16 protein-coding genes and 1 pseudogene are annotated in these 15,053 nt (G+C 60.8%); all 17 read right to left on the reverse strand.

Translation table 11 applies throughout. The annotated features are described in order from the left end of the window. Nucleotides 1-25: 25 nt before the first annotated feature. The 17 genes and pseudogenes from AX760_RS06190 to AX760_RS06270 all read right to left on the reverse strand — a co-directional run bounded on the left by AX760_RS06190 (nt 26) and on the right by AX760_RS06270 (nt 14,956). Nucleotides 26-514: a hypothetical protein gene (locus AX760_RS06190; RefSeq protein ID WP_071832131.1), complete on the reverse strand. Its 489-nt coding sequence runs from the start codon at nt 512-514 to the stop codon at nt 26-28. After that, a complete protein-coding gene (locus AX760_RS06195) occupies nt 511-846 on the reverse strand; it encodes a hypothetical protein (protein ID WP_071832132.1) in 336 nt (111 codons plus the stop codon). Before AX760_RS06195 ends, AX760_RS06190 begins: the two co-directional genes overlap by 4 nt. 64 nt (nt 847-910) lie before the next feature. After that, nucleotides 911-2,257 carry a site-specific DNA-methyltransferase gene (locus AX760_RS06200; RefSeq protein WP_071832133.1) on the reverse strand — a complete coding sequence of 449 codons (1,347 nt, stop codon included), beginning with the start codon at nt 2,255-2,257 and terminating at the stop codon, nt 911-913. Further along, nucleotides 2,254-3,513: a site-specific DNA-methyltransferase gene (locus AX760_RS06205; protein ID WP_071832134.1), complete on the reverse strand. Its 1,260-nt coding sequence runs from the start codon at nt 3,511-3,513 to the stop codon at nt 2,254-2,256. Before AX760_RS06205 ends, AX760_RS06200 begins: the two co-directional genes overlap by 4 nt. Before the next feature lie 459 nt (nt 3,514-3,972). Next, nucleotides 3,973-5,163, reverse strand: a complete 1,191-nt coding sequence (locus AX760_RS06210) for a GIY-YIG nuclease family protein (RefSeq protein WP_071832135.1) — start codon at nt 5,161-5,163, stop codon at nt 3,973-3,975. Then, nucleotides 5,156-7,198, reverse strand: a complete 2,043-nt coding sequence (locus tag AX760_RS06215) for a DEAD/DEAH box helicase (protein WP_071832136.1) — start codon at nt 7,196-7,198, stop codon at nt 5,156-5,158. Before AX760_RS06215 ends, AX760_RS06210 begins: the two co-directional genes overlap by 8 nt. Nucleotides 7,199-7,200: 2 nt before the next feature. Continuing rightward, entirely contained in the window at nt 7,201-7,608 is a 408-nt protein-coding gene (locus tag AX760_RS06220) for a hypothetical protein (protein WP_071832137.1), read from the reverse strand. Continuing rightward, nucleotides 7,601-10,366 carry a class I SAM-dependent DNA methyltransferase gene (locus AX760_RS06225; RefSeq protein WP_071832138.1) on the reverse strand — a complete coding sequence of 922 codons (2,766 nt, stop codon included), beginning with the start codon at nt 10,364-10,366 and terminating at the stop codon, nt 7,601-7,603. The genes AX760_RS06220 and AX760_RS06225 overlap by 8 nt, the downstream gene beginning before the upstream one ends. Beyond that, complete coding sequence (locus tag AX760_RS06230) at nt 10,363-10,785, reverse strand: type II toxin-antitoxin system VapC family toxin (protein WP_071832139.1); 423 nt, start codon at nt 10,783-10,785, stop codon at nt 10,363-10,365. Before AX760_RS06230 ends, AX760_RS06225 begins: the two co-directional genes overlap by 4 nt. 3 nt (nt 10,786-10,788) lie before the next feature. Next, a complete protein-coding gene (locus AX760_RS06235; protein WP_071832140.1) occupies nt 10,789-11,031 on the reverse strand; it encodes a FitA-like ribbon-helix-helix domain-containing protein in 243 nt (80 codons plus the stop codon). 119 nt (nt 11,032-11,150) lie between these two features. After that, nucleotides 11,151-11,834, reverse strand: coding sequence for a hypothetical protein (locus AX760_RS06240; protein ID WP_071832141.1), 684 nt, complete (start codon nt 11,832-11,834; stop codon nt 11,151-11,153). Then, complete coding sequence (locus tag AX760_RS27595) at nt 11,831-12,577, reverse strand: DNA methyltransferase (RefSeq protein WP_071832142.1); 747 nt, start codon at nt 12,575-12,577, stop codon at nt 11,831-11,833. The genes AX760_RS06240 and AX760_RS27595 overlap by 4 nt, the downstream gene beginning before the upstream one ends. Nucleotides 12,578-12,632: 55 nt before the next feature. Then, nucleotides 12,633-13,088: pseudogene (locus tag AX760_RS28120) on the reverse strand (DNA cytosine methyltransferase); the annotation flags it as partial. Between the two features lie 5 nt (nt 13,089-13,093). Beyond that, the gene (locus AX760_RS06255; protein WP_071832143.1) at nt 13,094-14,062 is read right to left on the reverse strand and encodes a helix-turn-helix domain-containing protein; all 969 of its coding nucleotides are present in this window, start codon (nt 14,060-14,062) and stop codon (nt 13,094-13,096) included. Then, the gene (locus AX760_RS06260; protein WP_071832144.1) at nt 14,059-14,454 is read right to left on the reverse strand and encodes a VRR-NUC domain-containing protein; all 396 of its coding nucleotides are present in this window, start codon (nt 14,452-14,454) and stop codon (nt 14,059-14,061) included. The genes AX760_RS06255 and AX760_RS06260 overlap by 4 nt, the downstream gene beginning before the upstream one ends. Continuing rightward, nucleotides 14,451-14,714, reverse strand: coding sequence for a hypothetical protein (locus tag AX760_RS06265; protein WP_071832145.1), 264 nt, complete (start codon nt 14,712-14,714; stop codon nt 14,451-14,453). Before AX760_RS06265 ends, AX760_RS06260 begins: the two co-directional genes overlap by 4 nt. Next, on the reverse strand, nt 14,711-14,956 hold the full coding sequence (locus AX760_RS06270; protein ID WP_071832146.1) for a transcriptional regulator: 246 nt from the start codon (nt 14,954-14,956) through the stop codon (nt 14,711-14,713). Before AX760_RS06270 ends, AX760_RS06265 begins: the two co-directional genes overlap by 4 nt. Nucleotides 14,957-15,053: the final 97 nt, after the last annotated feature.

A 15,053-nucleotide genomic window follows, 5' to 3' on the forward strand; every position in this document is an offset into this window, starting at 1 on the left:
CATACGGAACCCTGCGCACGTCGTGCTAGATGGGTCGCCCGTCGGGGTTGGAATCCTGATCGCCAGTAAGGCGTCGTCTGGCAGCGATCAAGACGTCCGGGCCAAACCTGTCAGGAAAGCGCAAGACGACGGCTTCTGCACTCATGTCGAGCATCCCGCGTTCTCGTAGGAGGAAATAGCCTTCTGACGCAGTCGGTTGGAGGGCCAGATCCGCCAAAGTCTTGAGGACGCCAACGCGAGCAATTTTCTGTCGCGTACGATTCAGGCGGGTAGTCTTTCCGCGTTCTTCTGACAGCGCGAATTCTAGGGCGAAGATGCTTTTCCAGAAATCCAACACCATCGAATCGCTCGAACTGTCCTTTGATTTCAGCGCTTCGACTTCGATTATTCGCCGCCGCGCAGCATCTGCTATCTCAGGAACCCCTTCGCGTTCAGCGTTCCGCACCCAGTTCTGAAGCTTCCCGATATCTGTGCAGACGGAAATCAGTTCGATGAGCTTTGCATGCTTTGTCACTTTGCGTGCTCCCCGAGTGCCGAATACCGCGACGCACGAGAGAAGATGTTTCCCGGGCTCGTGATTTTGACATTGCCTTGCTCCAGCCGATAGCCACGTTGTTCCATGATCTGGCGTACCATGTGACCCATCATCTGCTTCATTCTATCCACGGCTATTTCTGCGCCGAAGCGTTGAACCAGAAATGGCGAAAGGGGTTCGATCGCAGGGCGAGACAAGTAGGTGGCTGTTTCCATCCGTATCAGATTTTCGGGCTCGGTTATGAAGGCGAACAGTTCATCTCCATGATTGCTTTCAAATGTAGTTCGGTAGCGGTCGGGTTCATACTTCATGCTAATCACTCCATATTTGACGCGTCTTATATGACACGGCAATTATGAAGTGTCAATAGTATCCTCAGGCTTGAGTTTGACCAGCCATTGATGATCGCAGCGCCACCTTGCCCGTCGCCATTTCCCATCGCCGCACGGCGACATCACAATAGACCGGGTCCAGTTCCATGGCGAAACACCTCCGCCCAGCGCGCTCGGCGGCCACCAGCTGGGTGCCGGAACCGCAGAACGGCTCATAGATCAGGTCGCCGGGATCCGAAAACGCCGTCAGCACTGCCTCGACTAGTGCAACCGGGAACACGGCTGGGTGCGATCCGGCAGCACCCAGTCCGCCCTTGTGGCGCATGATACGGAACACGCTGTCGGGGATTCGGTGGCTCTGGATCGCGTTGCCGGTGCCGGTCTTGGCGTGGACGGTGCCGTCGGCGCCGCGCAGCCCACCGCCGCCGAGGGTTTCGCCCGCGTGCTTGGACGGGACGGTCTTGTGCGGTTTGCGGGGAGCGCGGTTGAAGTGGAAAATAAACTCGTGCGATGGGGCCAGGCGGCCGTTCCAGTCGCCCGGCAGCCCCGGGCCCTGATCCCACACATACCAACCAAACCGTCGCCAGCCAGAGGTGCGCATCCATTCGACCCATCCTTCCCAATAGGGCTGCCATTCGCTGTCGCGGTGCACGAGGCCGAGATTGACCAGCAGTTGCGCCTCGGCAGTGACTGGGGCTGCGGCGAACACGCCCTGCATCAGCGCATTCCAATCCCCGACCTTTTCTTTGGCCGCGCCGTAGTCGCGCTGCTGTGCATAGGGCGGCGAAGTGAACATCAGTCCGGCTTGTTCACCTTGCATCAGCCTGGCGACAGTGGCCGGATCGGTGGCATCGCCGCAGCACAGCCGGTGTTTGCCCAGCGCCCAGATATCGCCGGGGCGGGTGATCGGATCGGCGGTTGGCTCGGGGATTGCATCGGCGGCATCGTCAGAAATTGCCGGGCGGTCGTCGGCGTCTGCGAGCAATGCGTCCAGTTCATCGTCCGGAATCCCGATCAGCCCGAGGTCGAAATTCTCGGCCAGCAGCGCCTGCAATTCCTGCAAGAGCAGCGCCTCGTCCCAGCCGCCAAGCTCGGTCAGCTTGTTGTCAGCGATGCGGTAGGCCCGGCGCTGCGCCTCGGTCAGATGGCCCAGCACGATGACCGGGGCTTTGGACAGGCCAAGATGGGCGGCCGCTAGGATGCGACCATGGCCAGCAATCAGCTCGCCATCGGTGGCGACCAGCACCGGCACGGTCCAGCCGAACTCGGCCATGCTGGCGGCGATCTTCGCGACCTGATCGGCGTCGTGGGTTTTGGCATTGCGGGCGTATGGTTTCAGCCGCGCGAGCGGCCAATGCTCGATCCGGCCCGGCAGCAGATGCGCGTTCATGCAGCGAGCCTCTTGGCCTTCAGTTCGGCGAAGGTCTCACCGGTGTCGGCCAGCACGGCATTGGCGCCGGTGAACTGCTGCCATCGCTCGATTGCCACATCGACGTAAGCCGGGTTCAATTCGATCCCGAAGCACACACGGCCGGTTGTTTCCGCCGCGATCAGCGTGGTGCCGGATCCCATGAACGGCTCAAACACAGCCTGGCCCGGGCTGGAGTTGTTCAGGATGGGCCGCCGCATGCATTCGACTGGCTTTTGCGTGCTGTGGACAGTGGCCGCGTCCTGGTCCTTGCCGGAGATGTGCCACAGCGTGGTCTGCTTCCGGTCGCCTGCCCAGTGGCCCTTGCCAGTCTTTTTCACGGCATACCAGCACGGCTCATGTTGCCAGTGGTAGTCGCCGCGGCTGAGAACCAGCCGATCCTTGGCCCAGATGATCTGCGACCGCACGGCGAAACCCGCCGCCACCAGGCTCTCGGCGACAGTCGAGGAATGCAGCGCGCCGTGCCAAACATAGGCGACGTCGCCGGGGAACAGCGCCCACGCCTCGCGCCAGTCCGCTCGGTCGTCATTCAGCACCTTGCCGGTGCGCTTGGTCTTGGCCGCACCGGCCTGGTTGCGCCATGATGGATCGTACTCAACGCCGTATGGCGGATCGGTGACCATCAGCAGCGGTCGCACATCACCCAGCAGTCGCGCAACCACATCGGCCGATGTGCTGTCGCCGCAAATCAGCCGGTGCGATCCGAGCTGCCAGAGGTCGCCCGCCATCGACACCGGCGTGACCGGGGGTTCGGGAATGTCATCTTCGCCCTCGACCACGCCGCCTTCCACCTGATCCGGATCGCGCAGCAGGGCGTCCAGATCCTCGTCGGTGATGCCCAGCAGCGACAGGTCGAAATCCTCGGCCAGCAGCCCCGCGATCTCGTCGCGCAGCATCGCCTCGTCCCACTCGCCCAACTCGGTCAATTTATTGTCGGCGATGCGGTACGCCCGGCGTTCGGCCTCGTCCAAGTGGCTAAGCCGGATCACCGGCACGTCCTTCAACCCGAGCATCGCAGCCGCCAGCACCCGACCATGCCCGGCAATCAGCTCGCCGTCGTCGGCCACCATGCAGGGCACGGTCCAGCCGAACTTGGCCATGCTGGCGGCGATCTTGGCCACTTGATCGGTGCCGTGGATCTTGGCATTGCGGACGTAGGGGCGCAGCCGGTCAATCGGCCACGTCTCGATCTGGCTCGGTGCAAAGACCAGGTCCATGGGCAGTTCTCATTTAAGGTAGGGCTGACGTGCCGATGCGCGCGGGCAACATGGCCACCGACATTATCGGGGTCCGCGATGTGGGGGAAACGAAAACGCCCGCGAGGGGATACCTGCGGGCACTATTCTTCGATGATCAATAGGTAGGTCAAGGGGGGCAGCTTTGTCAAATGAAAAAATGACGTGGATTCAATGGCTTCTTACGGGTTGGCTTCCGCTGGCTGGCTTTCGACACGGTGGCTTCCACAAACTGGATTCCCTGGATTCCGAAAAGAATCCAGCACGCCAAGATCGTGATTCCGCAAGTCTTTGATAATGAGTCGCTTTTTCCAAAATCGAGCGGCAGGTGGATTCCGCCTGGATTCCCCGGTGAAAGTGCCTGTCGCTAGCAAAATGCCGCGCTGCGCCCCCCCGCATACAAACGGGGCCGGGGAGGAACCATGCCGTGGGGGGTAAGCCTTAATGCGATTGCTTGACCAGCTTTGCTGACGCCGGATCGTAGCGGTAATCAACAATCGTTCGATCCCTGATGCGCTCGACTGCCTCGTCGACGACAAAGAGCGGCACCATGAACCATTCCCGTGGTACGACAGGACGGCCGAAGCGGTCGAGGATCTCCACATCGAACCTTGCGGGTTCGAATATCCGGTGGATCAGGTTCTCGAGTTTCGAGCGGTTGATGTTGAAGAGCTCGTAGGTGGCGACCACCTCGACATCCGCCAGAAGAAAGGTCGGCTGCATGCGCGCGCCCGCGATCCGCTGTTTCAGACCGTTGCTGGTCACGCCGATCTTGTGCACAAGATCGCGGTGCGCAGCAACCATGGGATGGTCGGACATGCTGCGCAGCACATAGATCGTACCGCTGGCTGCGTCGCCATCTTGTGGCTGGTCTGCGAATAGCGGCCCTGCAACAGGTTCATCGATGCGGCGGCCTGCTTCATCCGAGGTCAAAGCCTTCTGCAGCGACCGCATCAGCAGGTTGCTTTCCGTTCCATTGTCAAAGACCACCCGCAGCCGGGCGTCGGAGTTGCCGCTGGCATTGATCTCGACCTTCCCTTTTTCTGCGACATAGGCCTTTTGACCGCCGAGGATGAAGAAGCGGCCAGGCTCGATTTCGGATTTCCGTTCGAACTTTCGGGCGGTCCGTATCCCCTGATCAAGGTCGCGCTGAACCTGCTCAAACAGCGGTTTGAAGCTGGCAAAGTCCGCACAGCGTTCCCGGTTGGCGATTTCATCTGCCGCCCGCTTTTCGGCGCTTGACCGGACATGACGCAGTTCCATGATTTCTGACAACCCACCATCGACGCCGAGCTCTGCTAGCAAGGCGTCATCGTCCAGATCGTCCGTCTCGTCAGATGGTGCCGCTGCAAGGCCCGTCAGCAAGCCTTGGTGGTCGAGAGAGCCAACAAGGTCACGGCACTCGGGCAGCTTTGCAATCCGGTCCAGCCGAACCGCATAAAGCCGTTCGAAAATGTCGTGGCTTTCGCCATGCCGTGGGGCATGCCCGTGCTCTTCTACAAAGCGCTGGATGTCTTCGAAACCAGCGATGACCCGCTCCTGCTGCGGCGTGCGTGAGCCAACCCGCTTGGCCGCTACCTCAACGCCAAGTTCAGCCAGTAGTGCGTCATCGTCGTCAGTAAAATCAGCCATTTGCAGCTTCAGCCTTCATGCGGGCAAGGAATGCGACACCTTCTGCCATACGCTTTTCCCAAGCGTCCATCGAGGTAATTGACGGCAGGCGCCCACGCTCTTGCTTGAATTTCAGGGCTCGTTTGGCAAGATCGCGCGCCTCTTCGGGTGTCAGGTTCACCTTCTTGGCCGAGATCACGGCCGCCACCCGCTTGAGGCTTTCTTCGCTCATAGTCTTGGCAAGGATCGCATAGGCCTCGCCGAACGGGTTGATCCGGTCAATCAGGTCGATGTCCAGATCACGCACATTCATGAACTTACGCACACCGTCGATCAGGGCAGTGCTGCCCGAGCGTTCTGCATCACCACTGGCGAGCGCCAGTTCTTTGGCCTTCTGCGTCAGGTTCAGGGCCGCAACGGCATGCTGCCGCACGGCTTCCTGATCGTGATCATCCAGCTGCGGGTATTTGTCCTTAACGATCTTGCCCATGCGAACTTGCGTCAGCTCTTCGGGTACCATTTCAGAATCGAACAGGCCGCGCTCAATCGTGGTCTTATCCTGGACAAAGGCGGTGATCACCTCGTTCAGGTCTTGCGTGCAGATGCGATGGGCAAAATCACTTTTGGGCTCGGACAGGCCCTTGATCTCGATCTGGAACTTGCCGCTGGTCGAATTGAAGCCGACATTGCATTTGGTCGGGTCATAGCCCGCGTCGCCGTAGTCAAACCCCGGCTTAGCCGTGCTGGCCACCGTCTTCGGCTTGAATTCGAACCGTGGGGCCAGAACCTGTTCCATCAGCAGGCTGGCCGCAATCGCCTTGAGGGTGTCGTTAACAGCCTCGGTCACAGCACCTTCTGACGCATCTGGCTCGGCGATCAGGTTGGTGAACCGCGCGGTTTCCTTGCCCGGCGCGTCGCGAGTGGCTCGGCCGATGATCTGAACCACCTCGGTCAGGCTGGCACGATATCCAACAGTCAGGGCATGTTCGCACCAGATCCAGTCGAACCCTTCCTTGGCCATGCCGAGTGCTATGATGATATCCACATGATCGCGGTTCATCTTCTGGGCAGGGTCTTTCAGCGCGGCCGACACCTTGTCACGCCGTGGTCCTTCGTCGTCGACAAGATCGGCGATGCGCAGCACCCGGCCATCCGGCACCTTGACCAATTGGAACCCCGTCACCGGATCGGTGCCTTGCCATTCGCCCAGCGCGTCGAGGATATGCTCCACCTCCCGATGCTTGTCCTTGGTGCTTTCGCGAGCATTTACGTTCGGGATGTGCAGGATGGTCTTTTGCGCCGGGTCCAACACCCGCAGGATGTCGTCCACATAGGGGCCATTGTAGAAGAAATAACCGATGTCGAGATTTTTGAGATATTCGTAGCCGTTCAACTGCTCGTAGTAGGTGTAAGTCACTGTCTCAAACTTGGCCTCGTCTGTCGGCATCAGAACCGCTTCGGCGTCGCCCCGGAAATAGCTGCCGGTCATCGCCACGATATGGGCCCGGTCCCGCGTCATGAATGAGGCCAGGTGCCCGCCCAGCTTGTTGTCGGGGTTGGCACTGACATGGTGGAATTCGTCGATGGCGATCAGACGGTCGTCAAAGGCCTCTACCCCGAAGCGCTCCACCGCAAAACGAAAGGTGGCGTGGGTGCAGACCAGCACGCGGTCGTCGCTTTCCAGAAACGCGCCGACCGAATTCACTTTGCCGCCATCCGTGCCGGGCGAATTGCACAGGTTCCATCGCGGCTCGACCTTCCAGTCAGCCCAGAAACCGAACTTCGACAGCGGCTCATCGGCAAAGCTGGAACCGATGGATTTTTCCGGCACCACGATGATCGCCTGCTTCAGGCCCTGATTGTGCAGCTTGTCCAACGCGACGAACATCAGCGCGCGGCTTTTGCCCGAGGCCGGAGGCGACTTGATCAGCAGATATTGCTCGCCCCGCTTTTCATAGGCGCGCTCTTGCATGACACGCATGCCGAGTTCGTTGGCCGTGGTCGAACTACCATTGCGGGCATAGGTTACGGAAACGGAGGGGACGGATTGTACCATGTTTAAATCCTGTACTCAGAAAGCAATTTGATCGCCCAGTTGGGTGGAGACGGCCAGCTTCGCCCGCCAGCTATATGCCATGTGACACTATCGGCGCCGATCAGGCCATTTTGTTCAAGATGAACAACAAAGGCATCGTGATCATAGATGTAGCAATCCTGACCATGAAAGAAGGAAATGTGGATGGATTTGCCCAGATACTTCTTGTCGATAGTCAGCCGCCCCTTCAGTTGCACTTTCAGGATGGTTTCACCATCGACGTGGCAGGCCATGAAATCTGCACCCTGCCAGTCATCCGTCAGGCGTAGACAGTTATAGCCATAATCGGCCAGCCGTGCCGCAACCTTTTGGAAATTGTGGTTTTCCTTTTGGCGCGAATTCAGGGACGCGTAGGTGACGGGCCTAAACACGGGCGCTGGCCTTTGGTTTGGTCGTCATCTTGGTATACATCTCGAACAGCTTTTCCAGCCGTTCGGTGTCGTTCTTGAAGCGGCGGCCGATGTAGATGCGCTCAAGGGTTTCGTCGTTGCGGTCATGGGCTTGCCTCAGGTTTTCGGGCATCTTTTCGGGGTCATAGAGGTCGGCGATGGTGGCGGGGAAATGCGCCTCGCGGGCGAGGAGGATGGCCTCAGCGCAGGCGGTCAGGTCGGCTTTGTTCTTTTCGGTCAGGGTGGGGACGGGAAAGGTGTTCCAGCCGAGGGTGTTGGAATAGCGGAAATCAGTTTTCATCTTGCCGCAGACGGTCCCTATCCAGACCAGATGCAGGCGCGAGGCGATCAGCGCCATGTTCCAAAGCGGCGCGTCATATAGGGCGAAGGCGAGGTTGGTGACGATGGTTCCAGCTTCGCAATAACCGAATGGCAAGTATTCGCGGCTTTCCGATGAGACGCTCGGAATGATTGTGACTGTTTCATTGCCCTTCTGCCTGACCTCCCCAAACTTATGGGACGATGATGCGGAATCAACCGTTGCCGTTTTCGGACTTTCCAAGCGCATTTGCCGAACGCCTTCGATCCGGGCGCGAAGCTGGTCAATCGCCATGGCTTCTGACAAATCCTTGTCTTCGACCCAAAGGCAATAGCGTTCCTGCCCGCGAATGAATTCTGCGGAGCCGTAAATGCGGCGCAGGAATTTTGCGCGTTGAGCTGTGGTCAGGCCTAAGTCATCAGCATCGCTGCGCGACATAAGCAGGTTGCCGCCATCGACGGGTTTGTTGCCGAAATCCATGTCGGCAACTTTGGTCAGCGGGCGCGATGCTTTGTTCACCACCACATTCGGCCCGGAAACCAGATAAGCGTTAATGTGATCTGTTTCGCGCTGAATGATGCCGCCATCGCCATCGGGCGAAAATATCCGACGCAGTGGGCCGGGATCGAGAGCAATGGCGACAATGGCCACGGTCACTCCAGCATTGTGGCTGGCCAAATTGGCCCATTTGAAGCTGGTATGCGCAAATGCAATTTCATGCTTGGTCTGGAAAATGAGCGGCCAGAGGATCGGCACTTGCTGGCCCTGACAGATGGAATTGGTGGACACAAATGCCGCCACTGATTTGGTGTGCATCCCAAAATCCGCAGCCTTCATGAACCAGCCCGCCACATAGTCCAGCGACTTCCAGCTTTTCGTGCGGCCCTCAAAAATGCGTTGCAAATCCTCTTTCTGCTCGGTCGTCTGCCAGGTTGACCCCAAATAGGGCGGGTTCCCGCAAATATACGTCTCGCCACCCTCATTCTCGAAATCAATCTGCGCCTGGTCGAGCGGAGTGTGGAACAAATCCTCAGCTTGGAACCGCACCCCCGTCCCCGTGGGTGGGCAGATCGATAGCCAGTCCAACCGCAGGGCGTTGCCTTGGGTGATCCAGTTCTGCGCGTTCAGCGGCAGGAACTCGGCCCGCGCCTGCACTGCGCCGCGATAGGTCACGTCGCACTGGAACTCGGCAATGATCAGCGCCAGACGGGCGATTTCGGCGGCAAAGTCGCGCAGCTCGATCCCGCGAAAGTTGGTCTTGGGGATGTCGGTCTTGCGATCCGCCTCGCCCCGGCGCTGATTGATCACCGCCTCGATCGACCGCATTTCCTTGTAGGCGATGACAAGGAAGTTGCCCGACCCGCAGGCGGGGTCAAACACCCTGATCTTGGCCATACGGGCGCGCAGGTTCAGCAGCTTGCGGGGGTTGTCGGCAGCCTCGTCCAGTTGCGCGCGCAGATCATCCAGAAACAGCGGGTTCAGCACCTTCAGGATGTTCGGCACGGATGTGTAATGCATGCCGAGCGCCGAACGCTCACCCTCATCCGCGACGGCCTGAATCATCGAGCCGAAAATATCGGGATTGATCTTGGTCCAGTCGAGGTTGCCGATGTGCAAAAGGTAACTGCGCGCGATCTTGGAAAAGCGCGGAACATCGGTGTCGCCTGAGAACAGGCCGCCGTTCACATAGGGGAAGGCGTTGGCCCAGTTGCGCAGGTCGGCGGTGGGGCGGGCTGGCAGCGCGGTGTTCATCGCGCGAAAGATTTCGCTGATCACCCAATGGGTGTTTGCGCTGTTCTGGTCGCTGAACTGGCTTACGGTGGTGGTGAACAGGGCGTCCCCGTTGAAGATGCCGGTGTCTTCGGCGAAGAAGCAAAAGATCAGCCGCGCCATAAAGTGGTTCATGTCATGGCGGCGCGCCTCGGTGCCCCATTCGGGGTTGTCCTTCAGCAGTTCGACATAGAGCCGGTTCAGGCGGCCGGTCGCCTTGATGTCAAAGGCGCTTTCGCGGATCTGCTTGACGGTAGTGATGCCCGCGAGCGGCAGAAAAAATCCGAAATGGTCGTGGAAATCGGGATAGGCGCAGGCGATGGGCGCGTCGTCGGAGGTAAGATCCTCGGCCTCCAGCGTCTCGCCATCGGTGGCAAGGATGAAACGGGCCTTGCCCTTGGTAGTGGCCGGGCTGGTGCGCAGGACGGCAAGGGTGGCCGAGGTTTGGCCAGGCATGCAGGCGACAATGTGGATATTGTTGGTCTGCAGCACGCCGCCGAGGTCGGATTTGTTCGACACGCCTGAGCGGAGGCGCTTGAGCGTGGTTTCCTTGTTCCCAAAGGCCTCAAGGAACTGGAAGGGAAATTCTTGCCGGTCAAAGGGTTTTTCGGCCAGTTCAGAAATGGCCTGTTCAATTTCGACGGCGTTCATTGGTCTTTCCAGGGGTTAATCACGCGAACACCGCAGCCGTCGAAATCCTTGACGTTGCGGGTGGCTATGGGGGCATTTGTGGCGCGGGCGATGGCAGCGATCTGGCAGTCAGCTTCGGAGATGGGGCGACCCGCCGCGCGGCGCTGGGCTGCGATTTCGGCATATGCTTTGGCGGCAAGACTGTCGAAGGGCAGAACGCGCCCCTGGAAGTCTAGGTCGATCATCGCGTCGATGGCCAGTTGCAGCCGGTCGCGGCGTTGCCCCTCTGGCAGGATTGCAACGCCGGTGCGAAGTTCCGCCTCGGTCACGGCCGAAATGAACAGATCAACCGCGTCATGCTGGCCGAACCAGTCCAGCACGGTCTGGGCCGGTTCTGCGCGCATCAGTTCCGAGATCACATTGGTGTCGAGGAGGATCATCGATTACTCGAAGTCTGGTGTGGGCCGCATCGAGCCGCGCTTTGTCGGGGCCAAGTCGATGCCGCCCACCGCCGCAAACCGGGCATTAATGGCCTGACCGAGGTTCTTCGGGGCGCTGGGCGGGCCGACAACCTGCCGCAGGATATCGCGAGCCTCTTCCTCCATCGACCGGCCATGTTCGGCGGCGCGCACGCGCAGGCGGCGCTTTACGTCATCGTCAAGGTTGCGAATCGTTATGCTGGCCATGATACCCTCCGGTTTAAAGGCCAAAGATAGGCAGTGATAGCATTGCAATCAAGCTAAAGCTGAGATGTTGAGTGGGTGAATTGCAGTCAATCGGCAGGATTACCGCTTTGTAAACCCACCTATTTGTGGAGTGCGGTCAACCACGGTCGCATCTTTGGCATCGCTGCAGTCACCTCGACGTCCCGCAGCATCCTTCCCGCCACCAGCCCATCGCGCACCCAATCCAGCGCCTGCCACCAATCTTCATAGCCGCGCCGAGCGGCTGCGATCTGTTCAGGGTGCGGTCGCCAGGTCACCGGGCAGGCGAGGATCTCTATGGTTTTCCAAGTGCCGCGTGCCGTCGGGCCTTGAACCCGTATGCGCTCAAAGCCCACCACGATGGTGGCAGAACGTTCGCCATACTGATTTTGCTTGGTCTCCACCGGCACGCAGCGCGGCACGACGCCGGGCATCCAGTCGGGCGTTATCCCCGCGCGCGCCATTTCGGCCACGCTGATCGCCATCCGAATGCCGCCGAGACTGTCAGGCATCCCCGCGACGGTGGCCGCCACCACCTCTGCATCGGCATGGGTGTAACTGCCCATCTTGTGTTGGCCGCCGTCCACTTTACAGCCCAGCGCCGCGCGTTGCAGCAGGATGTATTCGAGGCCAAATCCATAGCCTTCTTCGATTGCATCCTTTGGTGGGGGCAGCTCCAGCTGCGCCTGTTCCGTGCGAAACGCCCATTCTAGCAGCGCTTGCACGCCCAGTGCGCGTTTAACCTTTACACCACCGGCGCGGCCAATCCGTCCGTGCATGCTCATGGCAGCGATCCGTCAAAGAGGCTCATCTGCGCTGGGCCCTCCGTTCCCTCGGTCGGCCGCCAGATCCAAGGGCCCGAGGCCATGGGCAGCTGCGAGAGAGCGCCACGCATGCGCTGCTGCCAGTGGATGAACTCCATTGCCGAGCAGGCGCAGAGCCCGTGCCCGATGGGCCAGCCCATCAGCCATCCGACGAAGAGCGGGTTCAGCCGCCGTCGTGCCCGGGCGTTCAGGATCCGTCGCGAGACGACCCGCCCATGTGAGGCAATCATTGAAGCCCACAGCGGGCGCGAGATCGGGGCGTGTGGACAGGACTGCCGTCCATCCGGCGTGATCGCCGGGACCGGGCGGATGAAGCCCTGCTCGGCCCGATAGTGCAGGATATCCATACGGCTCTTGCCATCGGCGCGGATGATGCTGGCCGGGCTGCTGCCCTTCCAGTTCTGCGCCGCCGGGGTCGGCCACTGGATCGCTTGCGCACTCAGCTTGGGTTCGCCCCGGCTGTTGATCTTGCCGCGCAGCCGGTCCACCTGATCGTTCGCAACGGGCGTTTGCCATTGTGTCGCCTGCGCTGGCAGGGGTGGCATCCCGCCCGAACCGTAACTCTGCCCCGGACCGCCCTTCGCACCATCTGTCGCCTTGGGCGTCGACCAGTTGCTGATGCCCAGCGCCAGCGCTTCCGCCTTGCGGGTAAAGTCGCTGTTGCCCGCTGGATTGTAGCGATCCGTGCCGGGATGCAGGCTCATCGGTGTGGGCCAGGATGAAGATGCGGAGCCGCTGGTGCGGCGCGCCGACTTCTGCCGCGCTGAACAGGCCCGCCGCAGGCGTGTAGCCCATGCCCCAAAGCTCTCGCAGGACGGTTTCAAGGCCGAGGGTGACATGCCCGGTGACATTTTCGAGGAAGACCCACTCGGGGGCGCATTCCCGGATGACGCGGGCGACCTCGGGCCACAGGTGACGGGGATCGTTTGCGCCACCGCGCTTTCCAGCTGCGCTGAACGGTTGGCAGGGATATCCGGCGAGGACGGCGTCGAAGGCGCCGCGGAAGGGCCGTGCGTCGAAGCTGCGCAGGTCGTCCCAGATTGGGGCCGGGGCGAAGTACCCAGTGCGCTGGGCGGCGACGAGGACGGCGCGGGGCCAGTCTTCCCATTCGACAAAGGCGCGGGTGTGATAGCCGGGCTCGGCGAGCATGAGGCCCAGATCAAGGCCTCCACCGCCTGCGCAGAGGGACAATCCATGCCGGGGACGTGACACCATGCCATTCACCGCACCCCTCGCATCCGGAGCCGTTCGGCTGTGACCAGGCCACGCACCAGCATCAAGTCACGGATGCTGTTGTTGATCGCGCTGACGGGCAGGAAGCCATCGGCGTTGACCATCTTGGCGTAGAACGCCGCCTTCTCGTCGTCGCTGAGCCGGGGAGAATCCACGCGCTTGCGCTGTTGCTTGGACTTTTGACTTTTGGCGTTTGCAAAGGTCGCCTGCGCATCGCGCTGGGCTGTCCGTTCCATGAACCGGTCGAGGGCTTTGGGGCCATCGGGCGGATTGGGATGATCGGTTCTGGTCTCGGTGGCCGTCTCGATGATCCGCTTCTGTGACAAGCCGAGGTCATCGATCCAGCGGCGAACATGCGTTCTGGCTGGCCAGCCTTGCCACCATGCGGGCAGGGTGGCATTGGCGGCAAAGCCCAGAGCAGTCAGCAACTCTGCGAAAAACTGATCAAAATCGGAATCGCGCGCTTGCGCGTCCTCCTCCTCCTTTACAGGTTTACTTAAGGGTTCTCTTACAAGGTTAGTCTCCGGATTCCGGAGATGGCTTTGGGCAAAATCCGGAGATGGCTTTGCCGAAAATCCGGAGATGGCCCTATCTCCGGTTTCCGGAGTTGGGTCGGCATCTTGTTCGTCATCCGTTCCGCAAGAGCCGTGTCCGGTTTCCGGAGTTGGCTCTTGTGGAAACCCTGCCTCAAATCCCAGGATGTAGCGTGTGGCTTGGCGTTTATGGGTGCGCGGATCATGGACCCGGACGCGGTGAATCAGGCGCAGCTCTTCCAGCTTGGCGAGGTGTTCGTTCAGCGCCGAGATCGACATTTCCGCATCGTCGGCCAGCCGCGCCTGCGTCGGGAAGCAGCCGAAATCCGGGTTGTGCCGGTCGCACAGAAACCACAGCACGATTTTGGTGGCAGGCTTCAGCCCGCGTTGCTGGATGGCCCAGACGGTCGCCTTGTGGCTCATGGCCGGACCCTCCGCGCCGGGATGTGCACACGATTGGTGAAGCCATTGTCAGCGAGTGCGCTAAGCGCATCGTCGACGGACCGCACCAGTGCCCAGCCGAAGCCCTGCGCGCAGACCGTGTCGCGAAACACCTCCTGCGATTTGCGCAACCGCCCCGTCTCGCTTTTGACCTCGAGGAACAGCACGCGGCCGCCGGAGATCACGATCAAGTCGGCAAAGCCGGAATGGACGCCCATGCCGACAAGGATGGACTGACGCCTGGCACCGCGCGGCCCAGCTTCGGTCACCTCGTTGACGCAGTGATGGACAATGGCATCTCGGGGCAGAGCAAAGCGCAGCGCCTGCACGATGGCGCGCTGGGCATCGGCTTCGGGTGTGCTGCGCCGGTTCATGCGGCACCGCCTTTCGCGAACGCGGCGGCGGCGATGGCATGCAGGGGGCGTCGGTCCAGCAGGCGCAGCAGGTCGAGGGCATCGGCACATTCACCGGCATCGCCGGTTTGTCCGACGACCACACGGGCCGCGAGGATGACCAGCGATTCCGGATGCTGCGTGGTATCGGCCAGGACGCCGCGCGCCTCGGCCAAGCGGTCGTGCAGCCAGTCGCCGGTGCTTGGGGCTGGGACGAGGGGATGGGGCAAAAGGGCGGTCATCGACGGCCACCCGCGCGCCGAGAAATCGGAACTTCCTGCAATTGCAGCCAATCATGCACGGCGTCGCGACGATAATAGACTTTGCGACCGGCGCGCACACAGGGCGGCCCAAAGCGTTGCGCTTCCCATCGGCGAAGGGTGTCGACGGTTAAGTCCAGTTCAACGGCCAAGTCCACACGGCTGATCCAACCGCTCAGCAATTCACCCGTGGCGGTTCGCGCCGAAGTTCCCGCTGCTGTCATCTTCTGTCTCCCGATTATCGCCCGGAATGGGCTGATCTCCGGTGTCATGAGGCGCAGACGCGAATGGGTGGCGGGAAGGCAGTGACCGGCGGTGATG

Origin of the sequence: Pararhizobium antarcticum (genome assembly GCF_001885585.1) — a bacterium.
In the GTDB taxonomy this organism is placed as follows: Bacteria; Pseudomonadota; Alphaproteobacteria; order Rhizobiales; family Rhizobiaceae; genus Pararhizobium; species Pararhizobium antarcticum.

Excerpts from the sequence above, each read along its gene's own strand:
- AX760_RS06195 (WP_071832132.1), bottom strand. The coding sequence starts at position 846 with ATGAAGTATGAACCCGACCGCTACCGAACTACATTTGAAAGCAATCAT.
- AX760_RS06200 (WP_071832133.1), bottom strand. The coding sequence starts at position 2,257 with ATGAACGCGCATCTGCTGCCGGGCCGGATCGAGCATTGGCCGCTCGCG.
- AX760_RS06205 (WP_071832134.1), bottom strand. The coding sequence starts at position 3,513 with ATGGACCTGGTCTTTGCACCGAGCCAGATCGAGACGTGGCCGATTGAC.
- AX760_RS06210 (WP_071832135.1), bottom strand. The coding sequence starts at position 5,163 with ATGGCTGATTTTACTGACGACGATGACGCACTACTGGCTGAACTTGGC.
- AX760_RS06215 (WP_071832136.1), bottom strand. The coding sequence starts at position 7,198 with ATGGTACAATCCGTCCCCTCCGTTTCCGTAACCTATGCCCGCAATGGT.
- AX760_RS06225 (WP_071832138.1), bottom strand. The coding sequence starts at position 10,366 with ATGAACGCCGTCGAAATTGAACAGGCCATTTCTGAACTGGCCGAAAAA.
- AX760_RS06230 (WP_071832139.1), bottom strand. The coding sequence starts at position 10,785 with ATGATCCTCCTCGACACCAATGTGATCTCGGAACTGATGCGCGCAGAA.
- AX760_RS06235 (WP_071832140.1), bottom strand. The coding sequence starts at position 11,031 with ATGGCCAGCATAACGATTCGCAACCTTGACGATGACGTAAAGCGCCGC.
- AX760_RS06240 (WP_071832141.1), bottom strand. The coding sequence starts at position 11,834 with ATGAGCATGCACGGACGGATTGGCCGCGCCGGTGGTGTAAAGGTTAAA.
- AX760_RS27595 (WP_071832142.1), bottom strand. The coding sequence starts at position 12,577 with ATGAGCCTGCATCCCGGCACGGATCGCTACAATCCAGCGGGCAACAGC.
- AX760_RS06255 (WP_071832143.1), bottom strand. The coding sequence starts at position 14,062 with ATGAGCCACAAGGCGACCGTCTGGGCCATCCAGCAACGCGGGCTGAAG.
- AX760_RS06260 (WP_071832144.1), bottom strand. The coding sequence starts at position 14,454 with ATGAACCGGCGCAGCACACCCGAAGCCGATGCCCAGCGCGCCATCGTG.
- AX760_RS06265 (WP_071832145.1), bottom strand. The coding sequence starts at position 14,714 with ATGACCGCCCTTTTGCCCCATCCCCTCGTCCCAGCCCCAAGCACCGGC.
- AX760_RS06270 (WP_071832146.1), bottom strand. The coding sequence starts at position 14,956 with ATGACAGCAGCGGGAACTTCGGCGCGAACCGCCACGGGTGAATTGCTG.